Origin of the sequence: Streptomyces sp. CG 926, from assembly GCF_003148825.1 — a bacterium.
Classification (GTDB): domain Bacteria; phylum Actinomycetota; class Actinomycetes; order Streptomycetales; family Streptomycetaceae; genus Streptomyces.
Map to the genome: position 1 here is coordinate 207,846 of NZ_QGGZ01000006.1, position 26,185 is coordinate 234,030.

25 protein-coding genes are annotated in these 26,185 nt (G+C 72.0%); 10 read left to right on the forward strand and 15 right to left on the reverse strand.

Annotated features, from left to right (window positions below; translation table 11 throughout):
- Positions 1-66 precede the first annotated feature (66 nt).
- The gene (locus tag BCL76_RS17950) at positions 67-288 is read right to left on the reverse strand and encodes a hypothetical protein (protein ID WP_109780499.1); all 222 of its coding nucleotides are present in this window, start codon (positions 286-288) and stop codon (positions 67-69) included.
- A 108-nt stretch (positions 289-396) separates the two neighbouring features.
- On the opposite strand from BCL76_RS17950, the gene BCL76_RS17955 reads away from it, so the two are divergent.
- From BCL76_RS17955 to BCL76_RS17975, 5 genes are all read left to right on the forward strand, one after another.
- Complete coding sequence (locus BCL76_RS17955; protein WP_146228400.1) at positions 397-1,191, forward strand: hypothetical protein; 795 nt, start codon at positions 397-399, stop codon at positions 1,189-1,191.
- An 88-nt stretch (positions 1,192-1,279) separates the two neighbouring features.
- Positions 1,280-1,585, forward strand: a complete 306-nt coding sequence (locus BCL76_RS17960) for an excalibur calcium-binding domain-containing protein (RefSeq protein ID WP_258309776.1) — start codon at positions 1,280-1,282, stop codon at positions 1,583-1,585.
- Positions 1,586-1,753: 168 nt separating this feature from the next.
- On the forward strand, positions 1,754-2,131 hold the full coding sequence (locus tag BCL76_RS17965; RefSeq protein WP_109780502.1) for an FKBP-type peptidyl-prolyl cis-trans isomerase: 378 nt from the start codon (positions 1,754-1,756) through the stop codon (positions 2,129-2,131).
- Between the two features lie 116 nt (positions 2,132-2,247).
- Positions 2,248-3,435 (forward strand): cytochrome P450 family protein, encoded by a 1,188-nt coding sequence (locus BCL76_RS17970; protein ID WP_109780503.1) that lies wholly within the window; start codon positions 2,248-2,250, stop codon positions 3,433-3,435.
- A gap of 480 nt (positions 3,436-3,915) precedes the next feature.
- Positions 3,916-4,152 carry a hypothetical protein gene (locus BCL76_RS17975; RefSeq protein ID WP_146228401.1) on the forward strand — a complete coding sequence of 79 codons (237 nt, stop codon included), beginning with the start codon at positions 3,916-3,918 and terminating at the stop codon, positions 4,150-4,152.
- Positions 4,153-4,292: 140 nt separating this feature from the next.
- Here the strand turns inward: BCL76_RS17975 and BCL76_RS17980 are convergent, their stop codons facing one another.
- The 14 genes from BCL76_RS17980 to BCL76_RS18045 all read right to left on the reverse strand — a co-directional run bounded on the left by BCL76_RS17980 (position 4,293) and on the right by BCL76_RS18045 (position 21,185).
- Positions 4,293-5,261: an MASE1 domain-containing protein gene (locus tag BCL76_RS17980; RefSeq protein ID WP_181382619.1), complete on the reverse strand. Its 969-nt coding sequence runs from the start codon at positions 5,259-5,261 to the stop codon at positions 4,293-4,295.
- Positions 5,262-5,356: 95 nt separating this feature from the next.
- Positions 5,357-6,193 carry a PP2C family protein-serine/threonine phosphatase gene (locus BCL76_RS17985; protein WP_109780506.1) on the reverse strand — a complete coding sequence of 279 codons (837 nt, stop codon included), beginning with the start codon at positions 6,191-6,193 and terminating at the stop codon, positions 5,357-5,359.
- Positions 6,194-6,296: 103 nt separating this feature from the next.
- Complete coding sequence (locus BCL76_RS17990) at positions 6,297-7,919, reverse strand: alpha/beta fold hydrolase (protein WP_109780507.1); 1,623 nt, start codon at positions 7,917-7,919, stop codon at positions 6,297-6,299.
- Between the two features lie 12 nt (positions 7,920-7,931).
- The gene (locus BCL76_RS17995; RefSeq protein WP_109780508.1) at positions 7,932-9,521 is read right to left on the reverse strand and encodes an alpha/beta fold hydrolase; all 1,590 of its coding nucleotides are present in this window, start codon (positions 9,519-9,521) and stop codon (positions 7,932-7,934) included.
- A gap of 197 nt (positions 9,522-9,718) precedes the next feature.
- Entirely contained in the window at positions 9,719-10,693 is a 975-nt protein-coding gene (locus BCL76_RS18000; protein WP_109780509.1) for an ABC transporter substrate-binding protein, read from the reverse strand.
- Position 10,694: 1 nt separating this feature from the next.
- Positions 10,695-12,740, reverse strand: coding sequence for an ABC transporter permease subunit (locus tag BCL76_RS18005; protein ID WP_109780697.1), 2,046 nt, complete (start codon positions 12,738-12,740; stop codon positions 10,695-10,697).
- 82 nt (positions 12,741-12,822) lie between these two features.
- Positions 12,823-13,929: a quaternary amine ABC transporter ATP-binding protein gene (locus BCL76_RS18010; protein WP_109780510.1), complete on the reverse strand. Its 1,107-nt coding sequence runs from the start codon at positions 13,927-13,929 to the stop codon at positions 12,823-12,825.
- The gene (locus BCL76_RS18015) at positions 13,926-15,452 is read right to left on the reverse strand and encodes a GMC family oxidoreductase (protein WP_109780698.1); all 1,527 of its coding nucleotides are present in this window, start codon (positions 15,450-15,452) and stop codon (positions 13,926-13,928) included. The genes BCL76_RS18010 and BCL76_RS18015 overlap by 4 nt, the downstream gene beginning before the upstream one ends.
- 32 nt (positions 15,453-15,484) lie before the next feature.
- On the reverse strand, positions 15,485-16,987 hold the full coding sequence (locus tag BCL76_RS18020) for an aldehyde dehydrogenase family protein (RefSeq protein WP_109780511.1): 1,503 nt from the start codon (positions 16,985-16,987) through the stop codon (positions 15,485-15,487).
- Between the two features lie 442 nt (positions 16,988-17,429).
- Entirely contained in the window at positions 17,430-17,894 is a 465-nt protein-coding gene (locus BCL76_RS18025; RefSeq protein WP_258309777.1) for a hypothetical protein, read from the reverse strand.
- Positions 17,895-17,897: 3 nt separating this feature from the next.
- Positions 17,898-19,259, reverse strand: a complete 1,362-nt coding sequence (locus tag BCL76_RS18030; protein WP_109780512.1) for a hypothetical protein — start codon at positions 19,257-19,259, stop codon at positions 17,898-17,900.
- Positions 19,259-19,696: a hypothetical protein gene (locus BCL76_RS18035; protein ID WP_109780513.1), complete on the reverse strand. Its 438-nt coding sequence runs from the start codon at positions 19,694-19,696 to the stop codon at positions 19,259-19,261. Before BCL76_RS18035 ends, BCL76_RS18030 begins: the two co-directional genes overlap by 1 nt.
- Positions 19,697-19,789: 93 nt before the next feature.
- Positions 19,790-20,827, reverse strand: a complete 1,038-nt coding sequence (locus BCL76_RS18040; protein WP_181382599.1) for a DUF6745 domain-containing protein — start codon at positions 20,825-20,827, stop codon at positions 19,790-19,792.
- A 31-nt stretch (positions 20,828-20,858) separates the two neighbouring features.
- Positions 20,859-21,185: a hypothetical protein gene (locus BCL76_RS18045; RefSeq protein ID WP_109780514.1), complete on the reverse strand. Its 327-nt coding sequence runs from the start codon at positions 21,183-21,185 to the stop codon at positions 20,859-20,861.
- A 188-nt stretch (positions 21,186-21,373) separates the two neighbouring features.
- On the opposite strand from BCL76_RS18045, the gene BCL76_RS18050 reads away from it, so the two are divergent.
- The 5 genes from BCL76_RS18050 to BCL76_RS18070 all read left to right on the forward strand — a co-directional run bounded on the left by BCL76_RS18050 (position 21,374) and on the right by BCL76_RS18070 (position 26,183).
- The gene (locus BCL76_RS18050) at positions 21,374-21,769 is read left to right on the forward strand and encodes a hypothetical protein (RefSeq protein ID WP_258309778.1); all 396 of its coding nucleotides are present in this window, start codon (positions 21,374-21,376) and stop codon (positions 21,767-21,769) included.
- Between the two features lie 117 nt (positions 21,770-21,886).
- On the forward strand, positions 21,887-22,846 hold the full coding sequence (locus BCL76_RS18055) for an STM4015 family protein (RefSeq protein ID WP_109780515.1): 960 nt from the start codon (positions 21,887-21,889) through the stop codon (positions 22,844-22,846).
- Positions 22,847-22,859: 13 nt separating this feature from the next.
- A complete protein-coding gene (locus BCL76_RS18060) occupies positions 22,860-23,984 on the forward strand; it encodes an STM4014 family protein (RefSeq protein ID WP_109780516.1) in 1,125 nt (374 codons plus the stop codon).
- Between the two features lie 31 nt (positions 23,985-24,015).
- Positions 24,016-24,822, forward strand: a complete 807-nt coding sequence (locus tag BCL76_RS18065; protein WP_109780702.1) for an STM4013/SEN3800 family hydrolase — start codon at positions 24,016-24,018, stop codon at positions 24,820-24,822.
- Positions 24,819-26,183 (forward strand): STM4012 family radical SAM protein, encoded by a 1,365-nt coding sequence (locus BCL76_RS18070; protein ID WP_109780517.1) that lies wholly within the window; start codon positions 24,819-24,821, stop codon positions 26,181-26,183. Before BCL76_RS18065 ends, BCL76_RS18070 begins: the two co-directional genes overlap by 4 nt.
- Positions 26,184-26,185: the final 2 nt, after the last annotated feature.

Below are 26,185 nucleotides of genomic sequence, written 5' to 3' on the forward strand. Positions count from 1 at the left end.
CGCGAGGTCGAGCCGGTACGGGGACAGCGAGACGAGGGCAGCGGCGCCGCTGTCGCAGCCCCGCCGTCAGGGGCGGCCGACCGGGACCGGGGGCCGCTGGATGTCGTCCGGGTAGGCCGTGTGCTGCACGGCCTCCTCGTAGGTGATGGTGCCGGCGGCGACAGAGGCGTTGATACAGGACTCAAGGGTCTGCATGCCGTCACGGTGGCCGGTCGAGATCAGGTTGCGGATCTGGCGGGTCTTGCCCTCGCGGATCAGGTTGCGGATCGCCGCCGTACCCACCAGCACCTCGAAGGCGTCTACGTCGCCGGCGGTCCCGGACTCGCCCCGGAGGTCTCCTACATCGCGGCCGGCACCTCGTCGGCGACGCCGATCGTCATGCCCGCTCCGGGAGTCGTGGGCGCGAGCGGCGGCATGGAGTTCTCCTTCGACCCCGTGCGCCATGCCGTCTACTTCGCCAAGCAGGCGTTCGTCAACGGCACCGCCACCAACACAGGCCCCAACACCACCATCGGCCTCTATCGCATCTCGACACAGGACCACACCGCCGACATCGTGACGCAGTTCCCGACGAGGGGATCCTGCGGCACCAATACCGGGAATTTCCTCGTCGGAAACTCCGCTCGCGCCAGCGTCGCTGTCGATTCCGCGCGCAACCTGGTCTACCTCCTCGCCAGGAGGTGCGTCCCGGAACCGGGGAAGCCCTCGAACTGGAAGCAGGTTCCGACGACGATCGTCATCAACCCCGGCGACGGCAGCTCGACGCCGATCAACGACTCACCCGCCATACCCACCGGGAACTACGCCGCGGTCTACAACTCGGCGGCAGGGGCGGTCTACGTCTACTCGGGCGGTGGCACGCACTGCGGTGGTACCGGCGGCCGCATCGACCGGATCGTCGGGAGGACCGTCACGGGGCAATCGCTGGTCTGCCCGGCGACAGGTGGCGGGAACCTGCCGCGCAAGATCACCGTGCTGAAGAACCTGAACAGGGTCTTCATCGCCCAACAGAATGTCGTCGGCTCGCCGGGCGGCATCGGGATCGTCGACGGGAGCGCGCTGCTGACGCAGGCTCCGCTCGGCACTCCCCGCGCGTTCACCGCGTTGGCCGCGAACAACATCACGGCGAAGGTGTATGCGGTCGACACGGTGAACAACAAGGTCGCGGTGTTCCGGACAGGGACGGCCTAGGACGATGCCAGAGCAGCCACGCACGCTCCACCAGGGTTCGGACCACCGTCCACGACCCGTTCGTCGTACCTGTCACGCGGTGGTCGGCGTGATCGCGGCGATCACACTGACCGCGTGCTCCGGTGACCCCGCGCCCCCGGAGCATCCGTTCGACGTCGCTCCGTACGTGCACCAGGGACACGTGGTCGACTGCGGCACGTTCAAGGCCCAGGCCGACGCGCAGGCGGTGCTGCGGGCGGACGCGCTCGACCCCAACGGACTCGACCGGGACGGCGACGGCATCGCGTGCCCGGACCTCCCCGAGCCGAAGGACAGGAAGCCGGTCCACCGCGACTTCATGACCGACGTGGACGGCGCGCCGATCATCGAGCCGATCAAACCGCCGCCGACGTAGTGGCAAGGGTGCCGTCGTGCCCGGCCCGGGTGTCCTTCGGACGCCCGCGGCCGGGCACGACGCATCTCCGTGGGGTTTGATGTACCTCGGTCGATGTGCGTGCCGTAGGGAGTGATCATGCGGCCGGTCGGTCGGTACGAGGGACCGGCGGAGAGTGATGAGGCTGCGATGAGTGAACTGACGAAGCCCGAGATCCAGCTTCCGGAGGGTGATGCTCCGCAGGAGCTGACCATCCGGGACATCGTCGTCGGGGACGGCGCCGAGGCGAAGCCGGGCCGGGTGGTCCGGGTCCACTACGTCGGGGTCACCTTCGCGTCCGGAGCGGAGTTCGACGCGTCCTGGGACCGGGGTGAGCCGTTCAAGTTCGCCGTGGGTGGCGGCCGGGTCATCAAGGGCTGGGACCGGGGGATCCGGGGGATGAAGGTCGGCGGTCGGCGCGAGATCATCGTTCCCCCGCGCCTCGGCTACGGCAAGCAGTCCCCCTCGCCGTTGATCCCGGCGGGTTCCACGCTCGTCTTCGTGGTGGACCTGCTGTCCGTGGTGTGAGGACGGACCGGCCACGGCCCGGCCGCCCGGCGTCGTCAGAATGAGGACATGGACCTTGAGCAGCCGCGCCGCGCGCGGCGTGTGAGGCACGCGGGCGTACACGCGTGCGCGGCCTCATGACCGCCGCGCGGCCGGACCCCCTGCGTGACCCGCGCTTCTTCACCGACCCCTATGCCACCTACGACCGGCTGCGCGAAGGCTGCCCGGTGCAACGCGTCCCCACCGGTTCCGGCGGCCGCCAGGCGTACCTGATCACCGGCCACGCCGAGGCCCGCGAGGCGTTCGTCGACCCCCGTCTGTCCAAGGACACGGGCCGCTTCTTCGCCGACCGCCCCTCGATGCGCGACCTGCACCCGGCGATCTCCCGCAACATGCTGGCGAGCGACCCACCCGCCCACACCCGCCACCGGCGGGTGGCGTCGCCTTTGTTCACCACCGGACGCGTCCGGGAGCTGCGCCCGTACATCACCCGGGTCGTCGACGACCTCGTGGCCGGTTGGCGCCCGGGCGCGGAGGTCGACCTGGTGGCGGATCTGGCGGTACCCCTGCCCGTCACCGTCGTCTGCGAGCTGCTGGGGGTGCCGGAATCCGACCGTGCCACGCTCGCCGACCGGTCCCACGACCTCTTCGACGCGTCCGACACCGACCGCGTCGACGCCGCTTCGCACCTGATCGGCGAGCGCCTCACCCACCTCGTCGACACGGCCCGCGCCACTGACGGCGAGGGCCCGCTGCACTCGTTCCTGCGCGACTGCGACGCGGGTGACCTCGACCGGGACGAGACCGTGTCCCTGGCCGCCCTCCTCCTGGTCGCCGGGCACGAGACCACCACCCACTTCATCGGCAACGCCGTGCTGGCCCTGCTCCGCCACCCGGAGGCCTTCGACCGCCTGCGCCAGGACCCGGACCTGATCCCCGGCGCCCTGGAGGAGCTGCTCCGCTTCGACTCCCCCGTGAGCGTGGCCACCTTCCGCCACAGCACGGAGGACCTCCGCGTCGGCGGGATCGACATCCCGGCGGGCTTCCCGGTGCTCATCGCCCCCGGAGCCGCCAACCGCGACCCCACGGCGTTCCCCGACCCGCACCGCCTCGACCTCGACCGCGACGCCGGCGGCCACCTCTCCTTCGGCCACGGCATCCACCGCTGCCCGGGCGCCCCGCTGGCCCGTGCCGAGGCGGAGATCGCGCTGCGCACCCTGGTGACCCGTTTCCCGAACACCCGCCTGGCGGTCCCCGCGCAGTCCCTGACCTGGCGCCGGACCCGCCTCACCCGTGGCCTGGCCGCTCTCCCCCTGACGCTCTGAAGCCCGTACACAACTGCCCTCCCTGTGCGGGTGGTTCGAGTCATCCGTTCGCATCGATGTCACCCGATGGGCTGACCGGGTCCCTTCTCGTGCATGGCGCATCGATGCGGTCCTAACCTGAGCACGCAGCGTGTTCCGCGCGCTGCGGCCCCTCCCGGCTTGCCCCGAATGCAGGATTCGGGAGAGGGCCGTGCCCCTCATCCCGAGATGCCGAGCGGCGGATATGGGACTAGCGTCACTAAGTGAGAACCGCAACTGCGGGGAACACTCGTCCCGCAGTAGTGCGCCCAAGCACCATGCTTGAGGATTCGCGCGTCGGCCCAGAGGTCCGCCTCCCCAACAGGTGGCGTTGACAGGGGAATCGCGCGTCGCAGCCACGCGGTCGTTCACGCACCCGCGCTCCACCCCTTGGCGCGGGAGGGCGCTCTTCGTCGCGTCCGAAATCGCGTGACACGTCAACGAAAAGAAGGGTTCGGAATCATGCAAGCACTGAGAGTGAAGCGGCTCTTCGCCGTGTCCGCCGTCGGTGTTCTGATGGCAGGTGGCGCCGCCCTCGGAGCCGCAGGTACGGCCTCGGCAGCGGCTCCCACGCACTCGGCCACGAGCGTCAGTGGCGGCAGTTGGGGCCACGGCGACCACGGGTACGGCGGCCACGGCCACGGCTACTGGGACGACGATGACGACTGGGGTGGCGGCTGGGACGACGGCGACTGCTGATCGCGCAGCTTTCGGCACGAACGGACGGACCGGCGCGGGCATGCCCGCGCCGGCCCTTCCCTGCGCGGAGGCCGCTCCGATCGCGGCACGGACGCCCCGTTCGACCACGGGGGTGCCCCACCGGGGTGTCGTCGGCGGTGTCACGGCGGCGGACGGTCCTCGGGCGGCTGCCGGTACGACTCGGGTCGCGGCTCCATCCGGGACACCACCTCCGCGAGCCGCGCGCAGAGTTGCTTGATCTCCTCATGCGTTCTGTCGCGTTCGGTGATGACGGCCGCGATCAGGAGAGCCGTCAGCGCGGTCGTGCCGTTGAAGGCCTGGAGCGTGACCATGCCGGCGACGACGTCCTCGCCGACGAACGGGCCTCTGTCGCCGTCGGCGGCCAGGATCGCCAGCGTCACCACGACGAGCGCGCACGGCGCCGCCCCGGCCAGCCGGAAGCGGAAGGCCGCCCAGATCAAGAACGGCGAAACGAGGAAGAGCAGGTTCGAATCGCGGGTGCGCGTGGCCAGGAGCGTGACGAAGACCGTACCGAGCGCCAGCGCCACCGCCTCGAACCAGCGGCCGAGTCCGGCCCGCACCGGCCACCGGGCCTTGCGCAGCACCAGCAGGAACGGCGTGACGACGAGGATTCCCATCGCGTCGCCGGTCCACCAGATCGACCACGTCGGCCAGAAGTCGCCCGTGTCCAGCGCTCCGGAGAGGACGAGTACGCCGCTGCCGATGGTCGAGCTGATCGACATCCCGGCGAGCGCACCGAGGAAGACGAGGCCCAGTACGTCCCGCAGCCGGTCCAGGTCGTTCCTGAACCCGGCGCTGCGCAGCATCAGGGCGGCGCAGACCGGAGCCAGGGTGTTGCCCGCGGTGATGCCCAGGACGGCGACCAACGACGGCCCGAGGGACACGTTGACGAGGAACGCGCCCAGTGCGATACCCGGCCAGACGCGCAACCCCATCAGGAGCAGCGCGGCCAGGGCGACGCCCGTCGGTGGCCACAAGGGGGTGACCTGGTCGCGTACCAGCTGCTCGAGGAGGCCGATCTTCGCGGCCCCGTAGTACACGGCGGCGACGGCGAGGATGCGCAGCGCGGCGGACCCGAGACGACCCATCTCCGCGCTGCCCACGACAGCAGTCTGCGCTCAGATCCCGGCGCCGGCGACCCCAGCGGCCGCCGCCGGGCAGCGCCGCCGGGCAGCGCCGTCGGTCAGTACGGTTCCCGCGGGCCGCCGCCGTCGTACCGGACGACGAGGACCGCGGCGTCGTCGCGGTGTCCCGTCAGGTCGGCGACCTTGACGACGGCGGAGGCCAACACGTCCGGATCGGCGTCGAACCCCGCGCGCACCAGCTTCTCCACCTCGGCCAGACCGGACTCCATCGGGTAGTGCGGGCCCTCCACCACTCCGTCGGTGAGCAGGACGAGCACCCCTGCCTCGGTCAGGCTCCGATGGGTGACCGGGTACCGCTCCCCCGGCAGGATGCCCAGGGGTGGGCCGCCGCGGTCGAGTGCGATGCCGTGACGGCCGCCGGCCGTGGCCCAGACCATGGGGACATGGCCGGCCCTGGAAACGGTGAGATCGCGGCTGACCGGGTCGAGGCGGAGGAAACAGCACGTCGCGAAGAGGCCGCGCCCCATGGCGATCAGCAGATCGTTGGCGCGGCCCAGTACCTCGCGGGTGTCGCTGGTGGTCTGTGCGAGGGCGCGCAGACTGGTGCGCACCTGCCCCATGAAGGCGATGGCCTCCACGTCGTGACCCTGCACGTCGCCGACCGTGAGCCCCAGTGACCCGTCGTGCATGACGAAGGCGTCGTACCAGTCGCCGCCCACCTCGAGACCGCCTCGTGAGGGTGCGTATCTGGCGGCCAGCCGTAGCCCGGGCAGTTCGGGCAGGCCGGGTGGGAGCATGTGGCGCTGCAGAGCCACGGCCAGTTCGACCCTGGCCCGCTGGTACTCGATCCGGTCCAGGGCCTGATCGACGAGTTGCCCGAGAGCGACCAGGAGTTCCTGCACGTTGTCGGGCTGCTCGGGCCGGTGTCCGCGCATCACGGCTCCTGGCTCTCCCGCAGCGTCCCCACCTCACACTAACCGCTGCTCCCGGCTGCCTCCACAGGGCTGGATCGGCGGTGGACCGACGGGCCAGGTGGTCTCAGGACTCAGGAGTGATCTCGAACTCGGGTGCCTTCAGGCTGTCCAGGCACGTGGTCCTCGGCGCGGCCGGGTCGTCGAAGAAGGAGACGGCGATCTCCTGGGCGCACTTGGAGGTGGCGAAGACGACGTGCGGCTCGTACGGGACGGTGACGACCTTGGCCTTGCTGAGCGTGCTCGCGACGTACGGTCCGTTGTCGGCCCCGGTCTGGGAGTCGAACCCGCCCGACAGGGCGAGGGTCGGGATGTCACCGCGCGTGACGTCCCGGATCGAGGGCGCCGCCGCGGGGACGTTCCAGGCGTCGCAGTCCGGCCGGAGGAAGGCGAGCTGCGGAGCCTGGGCCTGTACCGAGCGGGGGAACGACGGGAAGGCCTGCTGCCCGCCCCGGAGCGCCTCCTGTTGGGTCTCGTACGGGGTCCACTCGCTGCAGAAGACGCCGTAGACGAGCCCGTGCGCGACCCTGCCCATGGCCTGGGGGCTGAGCTTGCCGCCCGCCCACTGCTGGGCGATCCGCTGCGGCTTGCCGTGCGCCAGCTCGTCGAGCGCGGCGGGTACCTGGGGCGCCACGTGGGTGGCCGAGGTCATCCAGTTCACCAGGGCTGCGCCGTCCAGGACGACCTTCACCGGTTTGTCGCTGTCGGGGAGGGTGACGGTGGTGGTGACCGGATGGGCTTCGAGTTCACGGACGAGCCGGTCGAAGGTGGCCGACAGGTTCGGGTACCGCTTGTTGCACGCCGGCTGCTCCGCGCAGGCCTTGAACAGGCCGTCGAAGCCCTGCCGGGCGCTGCTCCAGGTCGCCGCCGACCCGGACGTGGAGGGTGGCAGGATGCCGTCGATGCCCACCGACCGGAGCCCGTCGGGGTGCAGGCGCATGTAGACCAGCGCCAGGTGGGTGCCGTAGGAGATCCCGTACAGGTTCCACTGCTCGATGCCGAGGGCCTTGCGCAGGTCGTCGTAGTCGGCGGCGCTCTCCGTGTCGTTGTAGGCGCCGAGGTCGATCCCACGGGCCGCCAGTTTGTCGCGGCAGGCCTTCGTGGCCTCGACGTGCAGGCGTTCGGTGGACGGGTCGTTCTGCACGAGGCCGACGGAGCGCGCGTTGAACTCGTCGATGTTGGGGCACAGGAGGTCCGGAACGGCCGAGTACGTACCGCGCTGGGACATGAAGATCACGTCACGGTCGCGGTTCAGGCCGCCGTCGATGGCCATCTTCGCCTCTCCCACGGCGTCGTCGCCGGGGCCGCCGGCGAGCCACACGATGGGATCAGGTTTCGGCTTGTCGGTCGCGGCGGGCACGATCGCGACGCCGAGTCGGATCGTCCGGCCGCTCGGTTCGGCTCGGTTCTCGGGCACGGTGAGCGTTCCGCAGCGGGCCTCGTCGAGCGCCTCGATCGGTTCCGGCGTCTTCGGGCAGGGACCCGGTACGAAGCGGGCGTCGCCCACGGTCCGGGCGACCGTGCCGATGGGCGCGTCGGAGCTGGGGCTGGGGGTGGTGTCGGTCCGGGACCGCGCCTGGGCGGGGGCCGTGAGCAGGCCGGTGACCAGGAGCCCGGTCACCAGGCCGGCCGAGGTGGCCAGGAGTCGTCGTTCGGTGCGGCGCCGACGGGGCGCCGGGTGGAGTGCCATCTGCCCTCCTGGTCACTTCGGGATGATCGTGAACGGTTCTGGTTCGAGGTCGTCCACGCAGGTGGTGTCGGGCGCGGTGGGGCGCGCGAGGAACGAAGCCAGGACGCTTTGCGCGCAAGGCGACTGCGGGACCACCCAGTGGCCGATCCCGGGAACTTGCACGGCGGTCGAACGGGACAGGTCGCGGGCCACGCCCTTCGCCCAACTGGCCCCGGTCTTCGCGTCGAACGTGCCGGAGACGACGAGCGCCGGTACCGAGCTGAGCGTGGCCACCCGCTGGACGGACGCGCGGTCCGGCACGTTCCAGATCCGGCACGCCGGGTACTGGAAGGGCAGTTGCGGCACCTGGGCCAGAACCGTGTCCGGCCACCCGGGGAAGGCCTTGCGCCCCGCCTCCAGTACGTCGGACTCCGAGAATCCCGGCGCCCACTCGGCGCACGCCACCGACTCCGTCAGGCCGTGTGCGAACGCGCCGACGTTCTGGACCGAGCCGGCCGCCCGGGCCTGCGCGAAGCGCTGCGGGTTCCCGCGACTGAGTTCGTCGAGCGCCGCCGGGATGTCCTTGGGCCGGGGGGTGAAGGCGACGATCAGGTTCAGCAGAGCGCCTCCGTCCAGGACGACCTTGACGGGCTTTCCTCCGCCGGGCGGCGGGACGTTCAGGGTGAGGGGGTGCGCCTCCAACTTGCGCACCTGCTGCGTCAACAGGCGCGGCAGGTCCGGGTACCGGCTCTTGCAGGCCGGCTGCGCGGCGCACGCCTTGAATATGTTGTCGATCCCCTCGGCGGCGCTGCTCCATCCCCAGGGCAGGGTCGCGTGCTGGGGCGGCGTGACCGAGTCGATCGCGACGGCGCGGATTCCCTCGGGGTGCAGGCGTAGGTAGGTGAGCGCCAGGTCGCTGCCGTAGGAGTACCCGTAGACGTTCCAGCGGGGGATGCCCAGCACCCGACGGAGGTCGGCGAAGTCGGCCGCGTTCTCGGTGGTGTTGTAGGCGCTCAGGTCGACGCCTTCGGCGGTCAGGCGGTCCCGGCATTCCCGCACCGCCTTCAGCATGAGCCGCTCCGCCTGCTCGGCGTCATAACCCAGGCCCACGGCCTGGGCGTTGAAGCGGTCGAGCTCCGGGCAGGCGAGGTTCGGCCGGTCGTAGAGGTTGCCGCGCTGGGCCATGACGATCAGGTCGCGGTCCTTGTTCAGGCCGGACTCGACGAGGAACGGAATGTCGTCGAAGGTGTCGCCACCGGGGCCGCCGGCCATGAACACCACGGGGTCCTGGGCCGGTTTCGCCGGTCGGACGGCCGGAATGACCGCCGCGGCCAGCTCGATGGTCCGGCCGCCGGGGCGGGAGCGGTTCTCGGGCACCTCCAGGTAGCCGCACCGCGCGCTGCCCAGCGCTTCGATCGGCTCGGGCGGCTTCGGACAGGGCCCGGGCACGAACCGGGACGGGGCTGCCGTACCCGTTCGCTGCGCCGGCTGCCCGAAGGCCGACGGCGCGGAGGCTGATGGCGCGGAGAGTGCTGCGGCGGCGCTGCTCGGTGCGGGGCCGAATGCTGCCAGGCAGACCAGAGCGGCCGCGGCGGTCACCGCGTGGGCGGCGTGCTGTGGCATGTGATCTCGTTCCTCTGCCGACAGCGGCGGCTACCCCGCCGGGGCCAGGCGACAGCGGTTCGGGCGGAACACTCGCTCTCGACGCTACCGGCTGGACCGTACGCGCGCACGCGGGGCGATCAGCCCCCCACGGCCCGGGGCCGGCCGGGCCGTGGGGAGGGTGCCTGGAGGGCGGGGGCGCCCTCCGTGCCCTCGCGTCAGGACGGGAGCCACTGCCGCCAGGTGGCCTCGTTCCGCTTCACCCAGCGGCCCGCGGCCTCCTCGGGGGACAGCTTCTCCTCGGCGATCATCAGGGCGACGTCGTTCTGCATGTCGGTCGTCCAGCGGAACTTCTTCAGGAAGGCCGCCGCGTCACCTCCGTCGGCCGCGAAGCGGGCGTTGAGGAATTTCTGCAGCGGCGTGTGCGGGTACGCGCAGGCCACCTTCTCGGGATCCTTGTCGCAGCCCTCCTTGTACTCGGGCAGCTTCACCTCTGTCATCGGGACCCGCTCGAACAGCCACTGGGGTTTGTACCAGTAGCTCAGGAAGGGCTTCTTCTCCTTGGCGAACTGCTTGATCTGCGTGATCTGCGCCGCCTCGGAGCCCGCGAAGACGACCTGGTAGTCGAGGTCCAGGTTCTTCACGAGGGCCTTGTCGTTCGTCACGTAGGACGGGGAGCCGTCCAGCAACTGGCCCTTTCCGCCGCTCTCCGCGGTACGGAGCTGGTCGGCGTACTTGTTCAGGTTCTTCCAGTCGGTGACGTCCGGGTGCTGCTCGGCGAAGTACGTCGGCACGAACCAGCCGATGTGGCCGGTCACCCCGAGGTCGCCACCCCGCTCGATCGTCGCCTTGTCGTCGATGTACCGCTTCTCCTGCTCCGGGTGACCCCAGTCCTCCATGATGGCGTCCACCCGGCCCTGGCTGAGGGCGTCCCAGGCCGGGACCTCGTCGATCTGGACGGTGTCCACCCGGTAGCCGAGCTCGTGCTCCAGCAGGTACTGGGCGACGGCGACGTTGGCCTGTGCGCCGACCCATGACTGCACGGACAGCGTCACCGTGCGGGAGCCCTTGGCGTCGGCATACGGGGAGGCCTGGCGGGTCATGTCGGCGGCGCCGCAGCCCGTGAGGGCGGTCAGGGCGACGGAGACGGCGGCTGCCGCCGCGAGGGCGGCGGTGCGTGTGGTGCGAGCCATGTCAGGCCCCCTTTCCGGTGAGGTCGCGGCGTCCGGTCGGCTGGGTGACGCGGTCGAGCATCAGGCCGAGGCAGACGATCGCGGCGCCGGCGACCAGACCGGTCGCGAGGTCACCCTGGGCGAGGCCGAAGACCGCGTCGTAGCCGAGCGCGCCGCCGCCCACGAGACCACCGATGACGACCACGGCGAGGACCAGCACCACGCCCTGGTTGACGGCGAGCAGCAGCGCGGGCCGGGCCAGTGGCAGCTGCACCTGCAGCAGTTGCTGGCGACCTGTCGCGCCCAACGAGCGCGCGGACTCCATCGCGGACGGGTCCACCGCGCGCACGCCCTGGGCCGTGATGCGCACGACCGCGGGCAGCGCGTAGACCACGGCGGCCGCGGCGGCCGGGGCGCGGCCCACACCGAACAGGGCGACGACGGGGATCAGGTAGACGAACTGCGGCATCGTCTGGAAGACGTCGAGCACCGGACGCAGCGCGCGCCCCAGGCGGGCGCTGCGGGCCGCGGCGACGCCGAGGGCGAAGCCGAGCAGCAGGGTCACGGTGACGGCGGCCAGGACCTGGGACAGGGTGTCGAGCGCCGGGTCCCAGACGCCGAGGACGCCGATCGCGGCCATCGCGAGGACGGCGGTCGCGGCGGTGCGCCAGGTGCCGATGAGCAGGGCGAGGACGCCGACGGTCAGCAGGACCGCCCACCAGGGCAGCCACTGCAGTCCGTCGCGCAGCGGGTTGAGGACCCAGCTGGTGAAGTGCCCCGCCCAGTCCGCGGTGCCGCCGACGAGGGGCACACCGGAGTACAGGTGGGCGGTCATCCAGTCGACCGCCCCGTTGACGGGCTCGGCGAAGTCCACCGTCCACGCGTCGGGCCAGGAAAGCCGGTCAAGGAGGCGGGCTCCGACTGCGACGACGGCGGTCACCAGGGCGACGACGGCCCAGCGGAGCCGGGAGTGGTCGGCCGGGGCTTCGCCGATCCGCTGTCCGGCCGCGGCGGTGACCCGGTCCAGGACGACGGCGAGCAGCACGATCGGTACGCCGGCCGCGAGCGCGGCACCGACGTCGACGGAGGCCAGCGCCTGGTAGACGCGGTCGCCGAGACCGCCCGCGCCGATGACGGACGCGATCACGGCCATCCCGAGCGCCATCATGATCGACTGGTTGAGGCCGAGCAGCAGTTCCTTGCGGGCCAGCGGCAGTCGGGCGGTCAGCAGACGCTGCCGGCCGGTGGCGCCGAGGGAGGTGGCGGCCTCCACGACCCCGGCGTCCGCGTCGCGCAGTCCGAGCGCGGTCAGGCGGGCCATGGGCGGAGCCGCGTAGACGACGGTCGCGAGGACGGCGGCGGGCACGCCGATGCCGAAGACCAGGACGACGGGCAGGAGGTACGCGAAGGCCGGCAGCACCTGCATGGTGTCCAGTACGGGCCGCAGGATCCGGTGCATCCGGTCCGACAGGCCGGCGGCCAGCCCGAGGAGACCTCCGAGCAGCACGGACGCGGCGACGGCGACCACCATCAGGGCGAGGGTCTGCATGGTGGGCACCCACATGCCGAGCAGTCCGCACACGGCGAAGGCGGCGAGGGAGGCCAGCGCGAGCCGGACACCGGCGACGCGCCAGGCCAGCAGAGCGGCGGCGGCGGTGACGCCGGCCCAGCCGAGGGCGAGCAGCACCAGGTACACGGCGCGGACGGACACGACGACGACGTTGCTGACGTGTCCGAGGAAGTAGAGGAAGAGCGGGTGGCCGTCGCGGTTGTCGATGATCCAGTCGCTGGTGCGTTCGAGCGGTCCGGACAGGTCGACGGAGAGCGAAGCGGGCCAGTTCCCGGCGCCGAGGAGCGCCCAGCCGAGGACGAACGCGACGGCCGCGCAGGCGACGATCAGCCGGCCGCGGTGGCGCGTGAGCGTACGCAGCGCACCCGGCCCGGTGTCGGTGGAGGGCGTGGGGGCGGTCGTGGTCGCGCTGGTGGCCGTGCTCGTGTTCGTGGCCGTGTTCGTGGCCGTGTTCGTGTTCGTGGGGTCCGGCGGAGCGGGGGTGGCGGTGGTGGTCATCGGCCGCACCGCCCGGCGTGGGTCGCCGTCGCGGCGGCGCAGGTCGTGCCGCACGGCGGCGGCCAGGTCGTATGGTCGTACATCAGGCCACCGCCTTCCCGGTCGAGGCCGGGACCCCGGCGACGACACCGAGGAGTCCCGCGTGGTCGACCACGCCGAGGCACCGGCCGTCCTCGACGACCCGAGCGTTCTCGCCGGTACGGGCGACGGCCTCGATGGCCTCGTGGACGGTGGCGCTGGGGGCGAGTGCCGGGCCCGTGGCGTCGGACTCGGCGGCGCGAGCGGGGCGCATCGCCGAGCGGACGGTGAGCACCTGCTCGCGCGGTACGTCCCGGACGAAGTCCCTGACGTAGTCGTCGGCGGGTGCGCCGACGATCTCCTCCGGCGTGCCGAGCTGGACGATCCGGCCGTCGCGCATCAGCGCGATGCGGTCGCCGAGCTTGAGCGCCTCGTTCAGGTCGTGCGTGATGAAGACCATCGTGCGTCCCTCCTCCCGGTGCAGGCGTACGACCTCTTCCTGCATGTCCCGGCGGATGAGCGGGTCCAGTGCGCTGAACGGCTCGTCGAACAGCAGGACTTCGGGGTCCACGGCGAGTGCGCGGGCCAGTCCTACACGCTGCTGCTGGCCGCCGGACAGCTGGCTCGGCCTGCGGTGCTCCATGCCGTCGAGGCCGACCTTGGCGACGAACTCGGCCGCGCGTTCGCGCCGTTCGCCGCGTCCCACGCCCTGGATCTCCAGCCCGTAGGCGATGTTGTCGAGCACCGTCCGGTGGGGCAGCAGTCCGAAGTGCTGGAAGACCATGGCCGCCCGGTGTCGGCGCAGCTCGCGGAGCCGGCCGGTGTCCATGGACAGCACGTCCTCCCCGTCGATGGAGATCGTGCCCGAGGTCGGTTCGATGAGCCGGGTGAGGCAGCGTACGAGCGTCGACTTGCCGGAGCCGGACAGGCCCATGACGACGAAGACCTCGCCCTTGCGGACGTCGAAGGAGACGTCGCGGACCGCGGCGGTGCAGCCGGTACGCTCGCGCAGCTCGGTGGCGTCGAGGGCTCCGAGCTCCGGGTCGGCGGGCACGCGGTCCGCCTTCGGGCCGAAGACCTTCCACAGGTCGCGTACGGAGAAGACGGACTCCGCGGCGGAGTCCGGCGTCTTCGTCGGGTGGTTCGTCAGGGGGGTTACGGGATGGTTCATCGGATGGTTCCTCCCAGCAGGTCGGCGCATTTCTCGCCGACCATGAGCACGCCGATCATGGGGTTGACGGCGGTCATGGTGGGGAAAACGGACGCGTCGGCTATCCGGATGCCGTCGAGGCCCCGGATCTTCAGGTCGGGTGCGACGACGGCGAGTTCGTCGTCGGCGGCCCCCATGCGGCAGGTGCCGGCGGGGTGGTACACGGTGTGCGCGACCTGGCGGGCGTACGCGCTGAGTTCCTCGTCGGAGGTCACCTCGGGGCCCGGGCACACCTCGCGCTTCAGCCAGCCGGCCAGCGGTTCGCTCGCCGCGATCTGTCGGGCGATGCGGATCCCGTCGACGAGGGTCCGGCCGTCGTAGTCGTCCTCGTCGGTGAAGTACCGGAAGTCGAGCGCGGGCTTGACCTCGGGGTCGGCGCTCGTCAGGTAGAGCCGGCCGCGGCTGCGCGGCTTGGGGATGTTCGGGGTCAACGACACGCCGTGCGCGGGCCGTTCGTAGCCCAGGCGCTCCGGATTGTCGGTGAAGGGGATCTGGTAGAAGTGGAACATCAGGTCCGGGCCGTCGGACCGCGGGTCCCGGCGGACGAACAGTCCGGCGTCGGAGTCCATCGCGGAGTTCTCCGGGATCGGCCCGTGCGTCTCCCACACGATGACCGACTCGGGGTGGTCGAGCAGGTTCTCCCCGACCCCCGGCAGGTCGTGCACGACGGGGATGCCGAGCTTCTCCAGGTCGGCGCGCGGCCCGATGCCGGAGTGCAGCAGCAGGCGCGGGGTGTCCACGGCCCCGGCGCACACCAGGACCTCGCGCCGGGCGCGTACGACGTGCTCCGCGCCCTCCTTGGTGCGGATGTGCACGCCGGTGGCGCGGGCGCCCTCCAGTTCCAGCCGGTACGCCCAGGTCTCCAGGGCGATGTGCAGGTTGGGCCGGTCCAGGAACGGGTGGAGATAGGCGACGGAGGCGGACGACCGCTTGTTGTTCTCCGGGTGGTAGGCGAGGTCGAAGAAGCCGACGCCCTCGTCGAAGGGGGCCTTGTTGAAGCCCTCGACCCGCGGCACGCCGAGTGCGGTCTGCGCCGCGTCGACGAAGTCCCGGGCGATCGCGTTCCGGTCCGCCTCGCCGACGGGGACGATGTTGTTGCGCAGCCGGGCGAAGTAGGGATCCATCGCCTTCGCGTCCCAGCCGTCGGCACCGGCCTCGGCCCACTCGTCCCAGTCGGAGGGGAGGGGCTTGAAGGCGATGAGGGTGTTGTGCGAGGAACAGCCTCCCAGCACCCGCGCGCGGCTGTGGCGGATGTGCGAGTTACCGCGCGGCTGCTCGGTGGTGGGGTAGTCGTAGTCGAGCTCACCGCCGAGCAGGCCCATCCAGCGGCGCAGGGTGAGGACGTCGTCACGGCCGACGTCACTGGGGCCGCCCTCGATGACGGCGACGCTGATGTTCGGGTCCTCGGTCAACCGGGAGGCGATGACGGAGCCGGCGGTGCCGCCGCCGACGACGACGTAGTCGTACACGTGCTGGTCGTCCATGTGCCCGTCGTTCATGTGCTGGTCGTTCATGTTCAGCCCTTCGCCGTCGCGCCCGCGAACCAGCGCACGGGGCGCGGGGCGAGGTTCTGGTAGATGTGCTTGGCCTCGCGGTATTCGGCGAAGCCGCCGGGGCCCAGTTCGCGGCCGATGCCGGACTTCCCGAAGCCGCCCCATTCCGCCTGCGGGAGGTAGGGGTGGAAGTCGTTGATCCAGACGGTGCCGTGCCGCAGCAGGCCGGCGACCCGCCGGGCGCGGTGTTCGTCGGAGGTCCAGACCGCTCCGGCGAGGCCGTACTCGGTGTCGTTGGCGAGGGCGACGGCCTCTTCCTCGGTGCGGAAGGTCTCGACGGTGAGGACGGGACCGAAGACCTCTTCGCGGACGACGCGCATGCCGCGGTGGCACCGGTCGAGGACGGTGGGCCGGAAGAAGTAGCCGGGGCCGGCCGGCCTCTCGCCGCCCGCGCGCAGGACCGCGCCCTCGGCGATGGCGGAGGCCACGTACGCCTCGGTCCGTGCCAGCTGGGCCGCGGAGACCAGCGGACCGCACTCGACACCCTGGTCGGTGCCGCGTCCGAGCCTGATCAGTTCGGCCCGGCGGGCGAGCTCGGCGACGAACCGGTCGCGCAGCGGCTCCTCGATGATGAGGCGGGAGCCGGCGGAGCAGACCTGACCGCTGTGGATGAACGCGGCGTTGAGTGCCTGGTCGACGGCGGTGTCGAAGCCCTCGGGCGTCGAGCAGGCGTCGGCGAAGACGACGTTGGGGTTCTTGCCGCCCAGTTCGAGAGCGACCTTCTTCACGCTGTCGGCCGCGGCCCGGGCCACCTTGGTACCGCTGACGAGACCGCCCGTGAACGAGACGAGGTCGACGTGGGGGTGCTCGGCGAGTCGGGCGCCGACCGTGTCGCCGGGGCCGGTGACGACGTTGGCCGCGCCGAGCGGAAGTCCGGCCTCCAGGAGCAGCTCGATCAGCACGACGGTGGTCAGCGGGGTGATCTCGCTGGGCTTGATCACGAAGGTGTTGCCGGCGGCGAGCGCGGGTGCGATCTTCCAGCTGGCCTGGAGGAGCGGGTAGTTCCACGGGGTGATCAGCGCGCAGACCCCGACCGGCTCGTGCACGACGACGCTGTGGATCTCGGTCGAGCCGGCGTCGACGATCCGCCCGCCGTCCTCCTTCTCCACGAGGTCGGCGAAGTACAGGAAGGCGTCACGAACGCAGTCGACGTCGACGCGGCCCTCTTCGAGGGTCTTGCCCGCGTCCCGGCTCTCCAGGGCACCGATCCGCTCCCGGTCGCGCTCCAGCAGCGCGGCGACCCGGCGGAGCAGGGCGGCCCGCTCGGCGACGGGCGTACGCGGCCAGGCGCCGGCGTCGAAGGCGGCTCGCGCCGCGGCCACGGCGTCGTCGGTGTCCAGGACACCGCCCTCCGCCACGACCTCGAAGGGCGTCGCGTCGACGGGGTCGATGATCTCGCGCGTGGCCCCGGACAGGGCTGCGCGCCACTCTCCGCCCACGTGGATGGTCTGCTGTGCTGCCGTCACGGTACGTATTGCCTTTCGTTCCTCAGAGTCCCCCTGTCGGTCAGACCGACTTGATCCGGCCGCCTGCCCCGACTCTCGGAACCCATGCGCAATACATCGCGGAGAGTGTTCTGGTTCACTCTCGAAAACACCCCAAACAGGGACATGTGACACATGTCTCCGGAGCAAGGTCGGCCGACGTACCGATCGGCCGGGCGGGAGGGGTGGGGCGGACGCCTCTTTCGGCCGCGAGGGCCGCCACCGGCGGCCCTCGCACGACGCGGGCGTCCATCACGGGGGTGGCCACGGCGCGTGAGCGCGGTCGCGGGGCCGCGGGAGGGGGCGAGCACGAGGACGGCATCACGCCCCCGAGCCGCCGGCGCATCCGGCTCGGCGGCGCCTACATGGGGCTGCCCCTGCTCGCGTCGCCGGGGGAAGCCCCTACGGCGGGGTTGAGCCCCGGTTACTTGTCCACGATCGGGTCCAGCACCACGGAACCGGGCAGAGCCGCGGCCATGTCGTGGGCGTAGACCCCGGGCCGCACCCAGATGAACCAGTTTCCGGCGGCGACGAAGGTGTGCCGGTAGGCCCGACGCCCGGTGGCGATCGAATCGCCGACCTCGTCCCGGCTGAACCGCGCCGTGCTCAGCACCTTGACCTCGTTGTAGACGGTCGTCCCGCGGTGCTGCACCTCGCAGGTGGCGTCCGAGCCGAATTTGTTCTCGTTCCGCAGGGTCACCTTGCAGTCGAAGCCGCCCTTCACCAGGGCGGCGACCACGTCGTCGACCGACGCGTATTCGGGACCGGCCGGCACCTCGCTCGGCATCGGCGTCAACGGCTTGGGACCACGGTCGCCGCCGACGAGACCGCATCCGCTCAGTGTCAGCACAAGGCACAGCAGCAGCGGGATGGACTTCCGTGTGCGCATGCGTCAGTCGCTCCTCGGCGGCGTGGGTGCCGGACCCGGGCTCGGCGAGGGGGTGCCGGGCTCCGCGGGACCGGTTCCCGTCCCGGTGTGCGGGCCCCCGCCCTCATGGTAGATCGGGTCGATGGACACGTGATGGCCGACCGGGGTCTGCGACTCCAGTTGCCGCACAGCGGTGGCCCGCTGCTCGTCCGTCAGCGCGTACCAGGCCATGGCATCGTCCAGGTGCGGCTCCACTTTGTCCCAGTTCCCTCCGCGGATCTTGATGTCGCCGCCTCGGCTGCCCGACTCGTCGCCGTACTGCTCGTTGAGCTCCCGGACCTCCGGGGTGTCCGCCGCGTAGAGGGTGAAGAGTTGTTTGTCAGTCCTCGCCCCGTACGGATTTTCCTGCAAGCCTTGGAGGTGATAGGCGCTCATCCGGATGTTCTCATCGGGGTTCTCCTCGATGTATTTGGTGAGTTCCGAGTCATCGAGATCCCCGAGGAACGTGCCGTCGGCGAGCGTGAACGCACGCCGGTTCTGCGTCATCACCTCCCTCGCCGTGTCCGGCTTCATGTGCGTGATGCCGAGGGACTTGTCGGGCTTGAGGGACTGCTGCAGCGTCCAGTCGAATATCCGTCCCGCCTGGGCGAGCGGGCCGCTCAGGCCGGGGCTGAAGTTCTGGTACCACTGCTGTTCCTGCCACAGGATCGCCAGCAGCAGCTTGCGGCTGATGCCCGTCTCGGCCGATGCCCGGTTCACCGCGGCGAACTGGGCCGGGGAGACGTTGATCGGGTGCAGGCCGTCGGTACCGCCCGAGAGGGACAGGGCGATGGCGAGCGGTGAGCCAGGGGTCAGGGCCTCCTTGGCCAGGGCCGGATCGGAGATGGCGGTCAGGCCCTCGATCGTGCGCAGGGCCCGCGCCGCGTCCACGTCGGCCTGGGTGGCCCTGCGCAGGGCGTCGACGATGATCCCCTGGGCGTGGTTGACCGGTTCGAGGTGCTCGGTGCTGCCCGCGGGGACCATGACGGGGCGCGCCAGTTGGACCCGGCCGCTGTCGTCGACCTTGAGGTCACGGGCGCGGGCGTAGTCCAAGGCGCTGGTCAGGTCCCGCTGCGCCCCCACGATCGCCTCGGCCAGGTCGTCGTAGACCTTGGCCATCGCGCGCAGGGCCAGCCCGGACGTCTCGTAGTCGTCGGCGTGCTTCACGAACCGTTCGGTGGCGGCGCGGCCGGATTCGCCGGTCCAGCACCGGCTGACCGTACGGGCGACGTCCTGGCGCGCGTACGTGGCGAGGCCGTCGCACTGCTTCGCCACGGCCACCGCGTCGTCGGCGGCGGTGCGCCACTTCTGCGGGTCGGCCTGCTTCAGCTCGGGTACGGAGACCATCAGGCGTCCTCCAGTACGCCGCCGGCCGCGCGCAGCCGGTCGGCTATCGCCTGGTCCTCGGCGGTGATGCCGTTCGCCCCCGTGGTCAGGGCGTCGGCCGCGTCGTCGACGAGGTCCGCGAGCTCCCTCAGCCGCCGCTGCCAGCCGGCCACGCAGTCGTTGCTGGCCGGACCGGCCACCCAGCCGGAGTGGCTCTTGCCCACGGCTTCGGCGTCGTCGAGGGTGGACTTGCCCCGCGCCTCGGCGTTCGCCGTACGGAGGCCGGACGCCTTGGAGTGCACGGGTCCGGCGGCCAGGCCAAGATCCGGCTTCGCCCCGAACGGGGACGGGGTCGGACCGGGTTGCGGAGTCGGTCCGGGCGACGGTTCGGCGGAGGCGAGGCGCATCGCCGCCTCCCCCTTGGCCCGCGTCCACTCCGCGTCGAATTCGAACGTCATTTCCCTAGCCTCGCACACCCGGATTGCCGCTGCTGCACCACTTTCTGACCGGACATCACGTCTGCTCGCGGACATTCGCCCGCCGGTGTCGGATCACGTCTGCCGAATCGGCGCGTACGCCTCGGGCTCGAGACCGAACGTCCAGGCCACTCCCTGGCGGGCCGTGCGGGTCGTCGGCGGCACCCGCAGCCAGTAGGTGCGGCTGGTGCCGTCCGGCTCCGGTGTCGAGTTGACGACCTCCACCATCACGACGGGTTCGTCGTCCGGCATGGGTATGCGCCACAGGACACCCGTCTCGTCCTGGTACACGGGGGTGGCGCCCGACTCCCGCAGATAGCGGTCGTACCCGTAGAACTCCAGCATCACCCGCCGCAGTTCGGCATTCTCCTCCTCCCGGATCCGCTCCGGCGTCAACGTGCTCAGTCCCGCCAGGAATTCGGCCGGTACGGGCATGCCTCGCCAGGCGTGCAGCGCGAATCCGTCGGGGAACGCCAGTGCCGGGCCGTCCCCGCGGTCCAGCCTGCCCGCCTCGTCCCGGTGCAGTTCCACCGGGCGCTCGCACAGCACGGCCAGCCGTTCGTAGGGCCACCACCAACCGGCCGAGCGGGCCAGGACACCGAGTCCGTGCAGGGGCGTGCCCTCCTGGGTGTCGAACGCGCACAGCCAGGCCGCGTCGTGCTGCCCGAGCACCGCGTCCAGGAGCAGCAGGCGCAGCGAGCGCTCCGCGGCGGCGGGGTCGGCGGACCCGGCCGTCAATTCCTCGACGAGGCCGCTGCGGACCCGTTCCGCCAGGCGTTCCGTGTGCTCCCACAGGTGGCCGCCCGTCGCTCCCCAGTGCCGGCCCCAGCCCTGCGGGCCGAGCCGCCGCTGCGCCCGGTCCCGCTCGGCCGCCCACGGCGCGCTGCGCACCGCCTCCCGTACGCCGCGCCCGCGCGCGGCGGGGCCGCACGGCCCGTCGTCCTCGCCGAGCAGACGCACCGCGGCCCGGGGCGAGTCCGCCCAGACGATCCGCTCCGGCTCCGCCAGGCCCGCGGTCCGGTACGCGAGGCGCACCCCGGCTTCGGCGGCCGCGCGATCGGCCGGCCCGGTGGCCGCCGCGGCGGCCCTCCACACGTCGATGTCCGTCGACACGATCTTGCTCCCCCCACTGTCCGACACGCTGTCAGTCCGCCACGATCCGTACGGCTCCGGGGATGTACTCCCGCTGCCGCACCACCCGGTACCAGCCCTTGGGCAGCGGTATCGCGGCGTGTTCCTCGTGCACCACCCGCCCGCCGTCCGGCAGGTGCAGCAGCAGCGGGCCGAAGGCTCCCGGCTCGCGGACGAGCCGGCCGGGCCCGAGCACGGCGTGCGCGTGTCCGGTGACCTCGCCGAGCGCGAGGACCATCCGGCCCCGCCCGTCCCGCGGTTCCTGGTCCACGTCGGCCGCGTGCGGCGGCACCGCCGACTCGTCGAGCGGCACGATGAGCACGTCCCCCTGCCGGTACATGGGTGTCCCCTTCCCCCCGCGCCGCCCGGTGCGCCGCGTTCTTCTCCGAAGGTAGGGCGCGGGTCTGACAACGGCCCGCCGCCCGGTGGCACCAGGCACCGCTCGCATCCGGCGGCCCGACCACTCCTCGATCCGGAGACGTGCCGTGCCGCGCCGTGCCGTGCCTTGCCGTCGTGGATGATGAGGCGATGTTCGTCCGCACGGAGATCCTGCCGCAGGCCCCGCAGCAGCGCATGCGCGTTCGGGTTCACACCCCCGTCGGGTCCGCCGTGGTGCTCTGGCACGGTGATCCGCGAGAAGCGGACGGTCGGCACCTCGTCGAATGGACCGTCGACGCGGACATCCACTGGGGCCGGAACACCCGTCCGGTCGCTGCCACCGAGCCGGAACTCCGGCAGGAAGGCGACCGGGTGACCATGCGCGGCCGGCTTCGCCTGACCGAGGACGGAGCCGCCTACCTCGAGATGGGCGACTGGTCCGTGCTGTTCGACCTGGCATCGCCCATTCCCAGCAGCACGGACGGGTCCTGGGTGGAGATCGGCGTCGGATCGCGGGGCGTCGCTCTCCACCCCTACCGAATCTGACCGGACACTCTCAGGGTCTCGGCCGCCCGCACCGGCCCCTGCCGCGGTCGCTGTCAGTGCCCCTTGGTACAACTTGCAGCACATCGGACGCGACAGGCGAGGAACGGCGGGCACCCCATGAGTTACCCGAGACACCTGACGGAATCGTGCGGGCTGCCCGTCTTCGACTTCCCGACCCCGGAGGACGCGGAGACCACTCCCCTGCCCCCGGCGGACGCCGTCGCGTGGCGGATCTCCTGCGACAGCTACGACAGCGAGGAGAGCTGGACCGAGGCGTTCGCCCGGTTCACCGCCTCGGTCGACACCTCCCTGGTCCGCGCGATCGTGGTGGGCTCCTGGGAAGAGGCCTACGACACCGGGCCCGAGGAGATCATCGGCGCCCTCCTCGACGCACGCCCGCGCCTGCCCGCGCTGCGCGGCCTGTTCCTCGCGGACATGGAGTCCGAGCAGTGCGAGATCTCCTGGATCACCCAGAGCGACATCGGCCCGCTCCTCGAAGGCTTCCCGGAGCTGGAGGAGTTCGGCGTGCGCGGTGGCTCCGGGCTGGTCTTCCCCGCCGTCACGCACCACACGCTGCGCTCCCTGACCGTCGAGACCGGCGGCATGCCCGCCGCGTCGGTGCGGGGCGTGGCCGGCAGTGACCTGCCCGCCCTGGAGCACCTCGACCTGTGGCTCGGCACGAGCAACTACGGCGGGGACGCGGCGATCACCGACGTGGCGCCGATCCTCGACGGTGACCGCCTGCCGCGCCTGCGCCACCTGGGCCTGCGCAACAGCGACATCCAGGACGAGATCGCCACGGCCGTCGCGTCCGCTCCGGTCGTCGCCCGCCTGGAGACCCTCGATCTGTCCATGGGCGTCCTCACCGAGCAGGGTGGCGCCGCCCTGCTCGCCGGCCAGCCCCTCACGCACCTCAAGAAGCTGGACCTGCACCACAACTACCTCGGTGCGGCCCTGCTCGAACGCTTCCAGGAGGTTCTCGGCGCCACCGGCGTCACCCTCGACCTGAACCGCGGCCACGCCGACGAGGACGACTACGACGGCCGGATCTGGCGCTACGTCGCCGTCGGCGAGTAGCGCGCCACCCGCCATGACGGACCACGCACCACCGCCACGCTGGGCGGTCGTCGGAAACCCGGAGAACCGGCGCGTCGACCTGTTCTCCGGGGCGCTGCGCGACGCCGGGCTGCCCGCGCCGCGTGTCGTGCCCTGGACGGAGGTCCTGCGGGGCGGCGGCGCGGCCTTCGCCGCCGACGAGATCGTACGGATCGAGTCGCCCGGGGAGAACGCGGAGGTGGACCGGTTGCTGCGCGGCTCGGGTGACCCCACCCGGGTGGCGGGCGGGGCCCGCTGGTACACCGCCTTCCTGGCGGCCGTCCGGACGCTGACCGGCGGCCGGCGCCTCGACGACCCCGACGAGCTGGCCGTCCTCTTCGACAAGCGGCTCTGCCACGAGGCCCTCGCGCGCGCCGGGGTCCCGGTGCCGCGGTCGCCGACCTCCGGCGGCGGCGCTCCGGTGCGCGGCTGGGACGACGTACGGACCCTGATGGCCGGCCATGGCATGCCGCGGGTGTTCCTGAAGCCCGCCCACGGGTCCTCGGCCTCGGGGGTCGTCGCCGTCGAGACGGCCGGCGGGGGCCGGATCAGGGCGACGACCTCCGTGGAGAGCGCGGAGGGCGGAGGGCTGTACAACTCCCTGCGGGTACGGCGCCTCACGCGTGAGGCGGAGGTCGCCGCGCTGGTCGACGCGCTCGCCCCCGACGGACTCCACGTGGAACGCTGGTGGCCAAAGGCCTCCCTCGGGGACGGGGCCGCCGACCTGCGCGTGGTGGTCGTGGCCGGGCGGGCCACCCATGCCGTGGTGCGCACCAGCCGCACCCCCATGACCAACCTCCATCTCGGGGGCCGGCGCGGCGACCTCGCCGCCGCGGTCCGGGCGGCGGGCCCCGCCTGGGCCGAGGCCCTGCGGACCTGCGAGCGGGCCGCCGCCTGTTTCCCGGGCACCCTGTGCGTCGGTGTCGACCTGCTGCCCGCCGTCGGCTGGCGTCGGTTCGCCGTCGCCGAGGTCAATGCCTTCGGTGATCTCCTGCCGGGCCTGACCGGGCTGCCCGGCAGCGGTGCCGAGGGCCAGGACACCTATGCCGCGCAAGTGGCGGCCGCCATCCGAAGACACGTACAGCACCACCCCACGAGGAACCACCGTGCACCCGCCTGAGACCCCTCCCCCCGCGCTCCCGCTCCCCGACATGAACGAGGTCGTCGGCCGCGACGACCTGCTGCTGCTCACCCTGGACACCTTGCGTCACGACGTCGCCGTCGAACTGGCCGCCGCCGGGCGCATTCCGAACCTGGCCCGGCACCTGCCCGGAGGCGTCTGGGAGGAGCGGCACGCCCCCGGCAGCTTCACCTATGCCTCGCACCAGGCGATGTTCGCCGGTTTCCTGCCGACCCCCGCCCGGCCCGGTCCGCACCCGCGGCTGTTCGCCGCCCGGTTCGCCGGCAGCGAGACCACCGCCGGCCGCACCTACGTCTTCGACACCCCCGACCTGATCTCCGGCCTCGCCGCGGCCGGGTACCGCACGGTGTGCGTGGGTGGCGTCGGCTTCTTCAACAAGCAGGGTGCGCTGGGCGACGTACTCCCGGGCATGTTCCAGGAGAGCCACTGGGAGCCTGCCTTCGGCGTCGCGTCCCCCACCTCCTTCGAGGCCCAGGTCGAACGGGCCGAAGAGGTCGTCGCCGCGCTCCCGGCCGAACAGCGGCTGTTCCTCTTCGTCAACGCCTCCGCGCTGCACCAGCCCAACTGGTTCCACCTGCCCGGCGCCACCGCCGAAGCGGGCGACACGCGCGCCACGCACGCCGCCGCCCTCGAATACATCGACCGACACATCGGCCGGCTCCTCACCGCCATGAGCTCCCGCCGCCGCTGCTTCGCCATCGTCTGCTCCGACCACGGCACCACCTACGGCGACGACGGCTACACCGGCCACCGTCTCGCCCACCAGGCCGTCTGGACCGTGCCGTACGCCCACTTCTTCCTGGAGCCGTCCGCATGACCGCCCTCGCGCCCGCCCCGATCGCGGCCACCGCCCCGCCCGAGATCCGCCCGTACAGCGCCTACGTGTACGCCTACCCCCACAAGACCGCCTACCGCCCGCTGCCCGACCGGCCGGCGCTGCGCGACCTGTGGCACGGCGAGCGCAAGGACGCCCTCTCGCTCTACCTCCACATACCCTTCTGCGAGATCCGCTGCGGCTTCTGCAACCTCTTCACCCGCATCGGGGCCCCCGACGGGCTCACCGGCCGCTACCTCGACGCCCTGGAGCGGCAGGCCGTCGCCGTCCGCGACGCCCTCGGCGACGACGGCCCGGTCTCCTTCGCCAACGCGGCCTTCGGCGGTGGGACGCCCACCTTCCTGACGGCGCTCGAACTGGAACGGCTCTGCGACATCGCCGAGCGGCGCATGGGCGCCGACCTGCGCGCCGTCCCGCTGTCCGTCGAGACCTCCCCCGCCACCGCCACGGCGGACCGGCTCGCCGTGCTGGCCGAGCGCGGGGCCACCCGCGTCAGCATCGGCGTCCAGAGCTTCCTCCCCGACGAGGCCCGGGCCGCCGTACGCCCCCAGCGCCGCGCCGATGTCGAGGCGGCGCTCGGCCGGATCCGCGACGCCCGCGTCCCCGTCCTCAACATCGACCTCATCTACGGCATCGACGGCCAGACCCCCGCCACCTGGCGCACCTCCCTGGACGCCGCCCTGGCCTGGCGCCCCGAGGAGCTGTACCTGTACCCCCTGTACGTGCGCCCCCTCACCGGGCTCGCCCGGCGCACCGCCCTGACCGACCGGGCCTGGGACGAGCAGCGCCTGAACCTGTACCGGCAGGGCCGCGACCACCTCCTCGCGCACGGCTACGAGCAGGTGTCGATGCGCATGTTCCGGCTGGCCGGTACGGCGCCCCAGGGACCGGACGACCACGCCTGCCAGACCGACGGCATGATCGGCCTGGGCTGCGGGGCCCGTTCCTACACCTCGGCGCTGCACTACTCCTTCGACTACGCGGTCGACATGGGCGAGATCCGCGGGATCATCGACGACTACACCGGAACCGAGGACTTCACCCGCGCCGTCCACGGCCGGCCCACCAACGGCGACGAGGCGCGCCGCCGCCACCTCCTGCAGTCGCTCCTCCAGGCGCAGGGCATGCCGGTCGCCGACTACCGGGAGCGGTTCGGCGCCGGCCCGCACGAGGACTTCCCGGCCGAACTGGCCGCGTTCGCCGCCCGCGGCTGGCTGGAGCAGGACGGTAGGGGTCCGCTCCTGCGCCTGTCCCCCGAGGGCCTCGCCCACTCCGACGCGCTCGGCCCCGAGCTGTTCTCGCCGGCCGTCCGGGCCGCGATGGCCGCCTACGAGGCCAAGTAGCC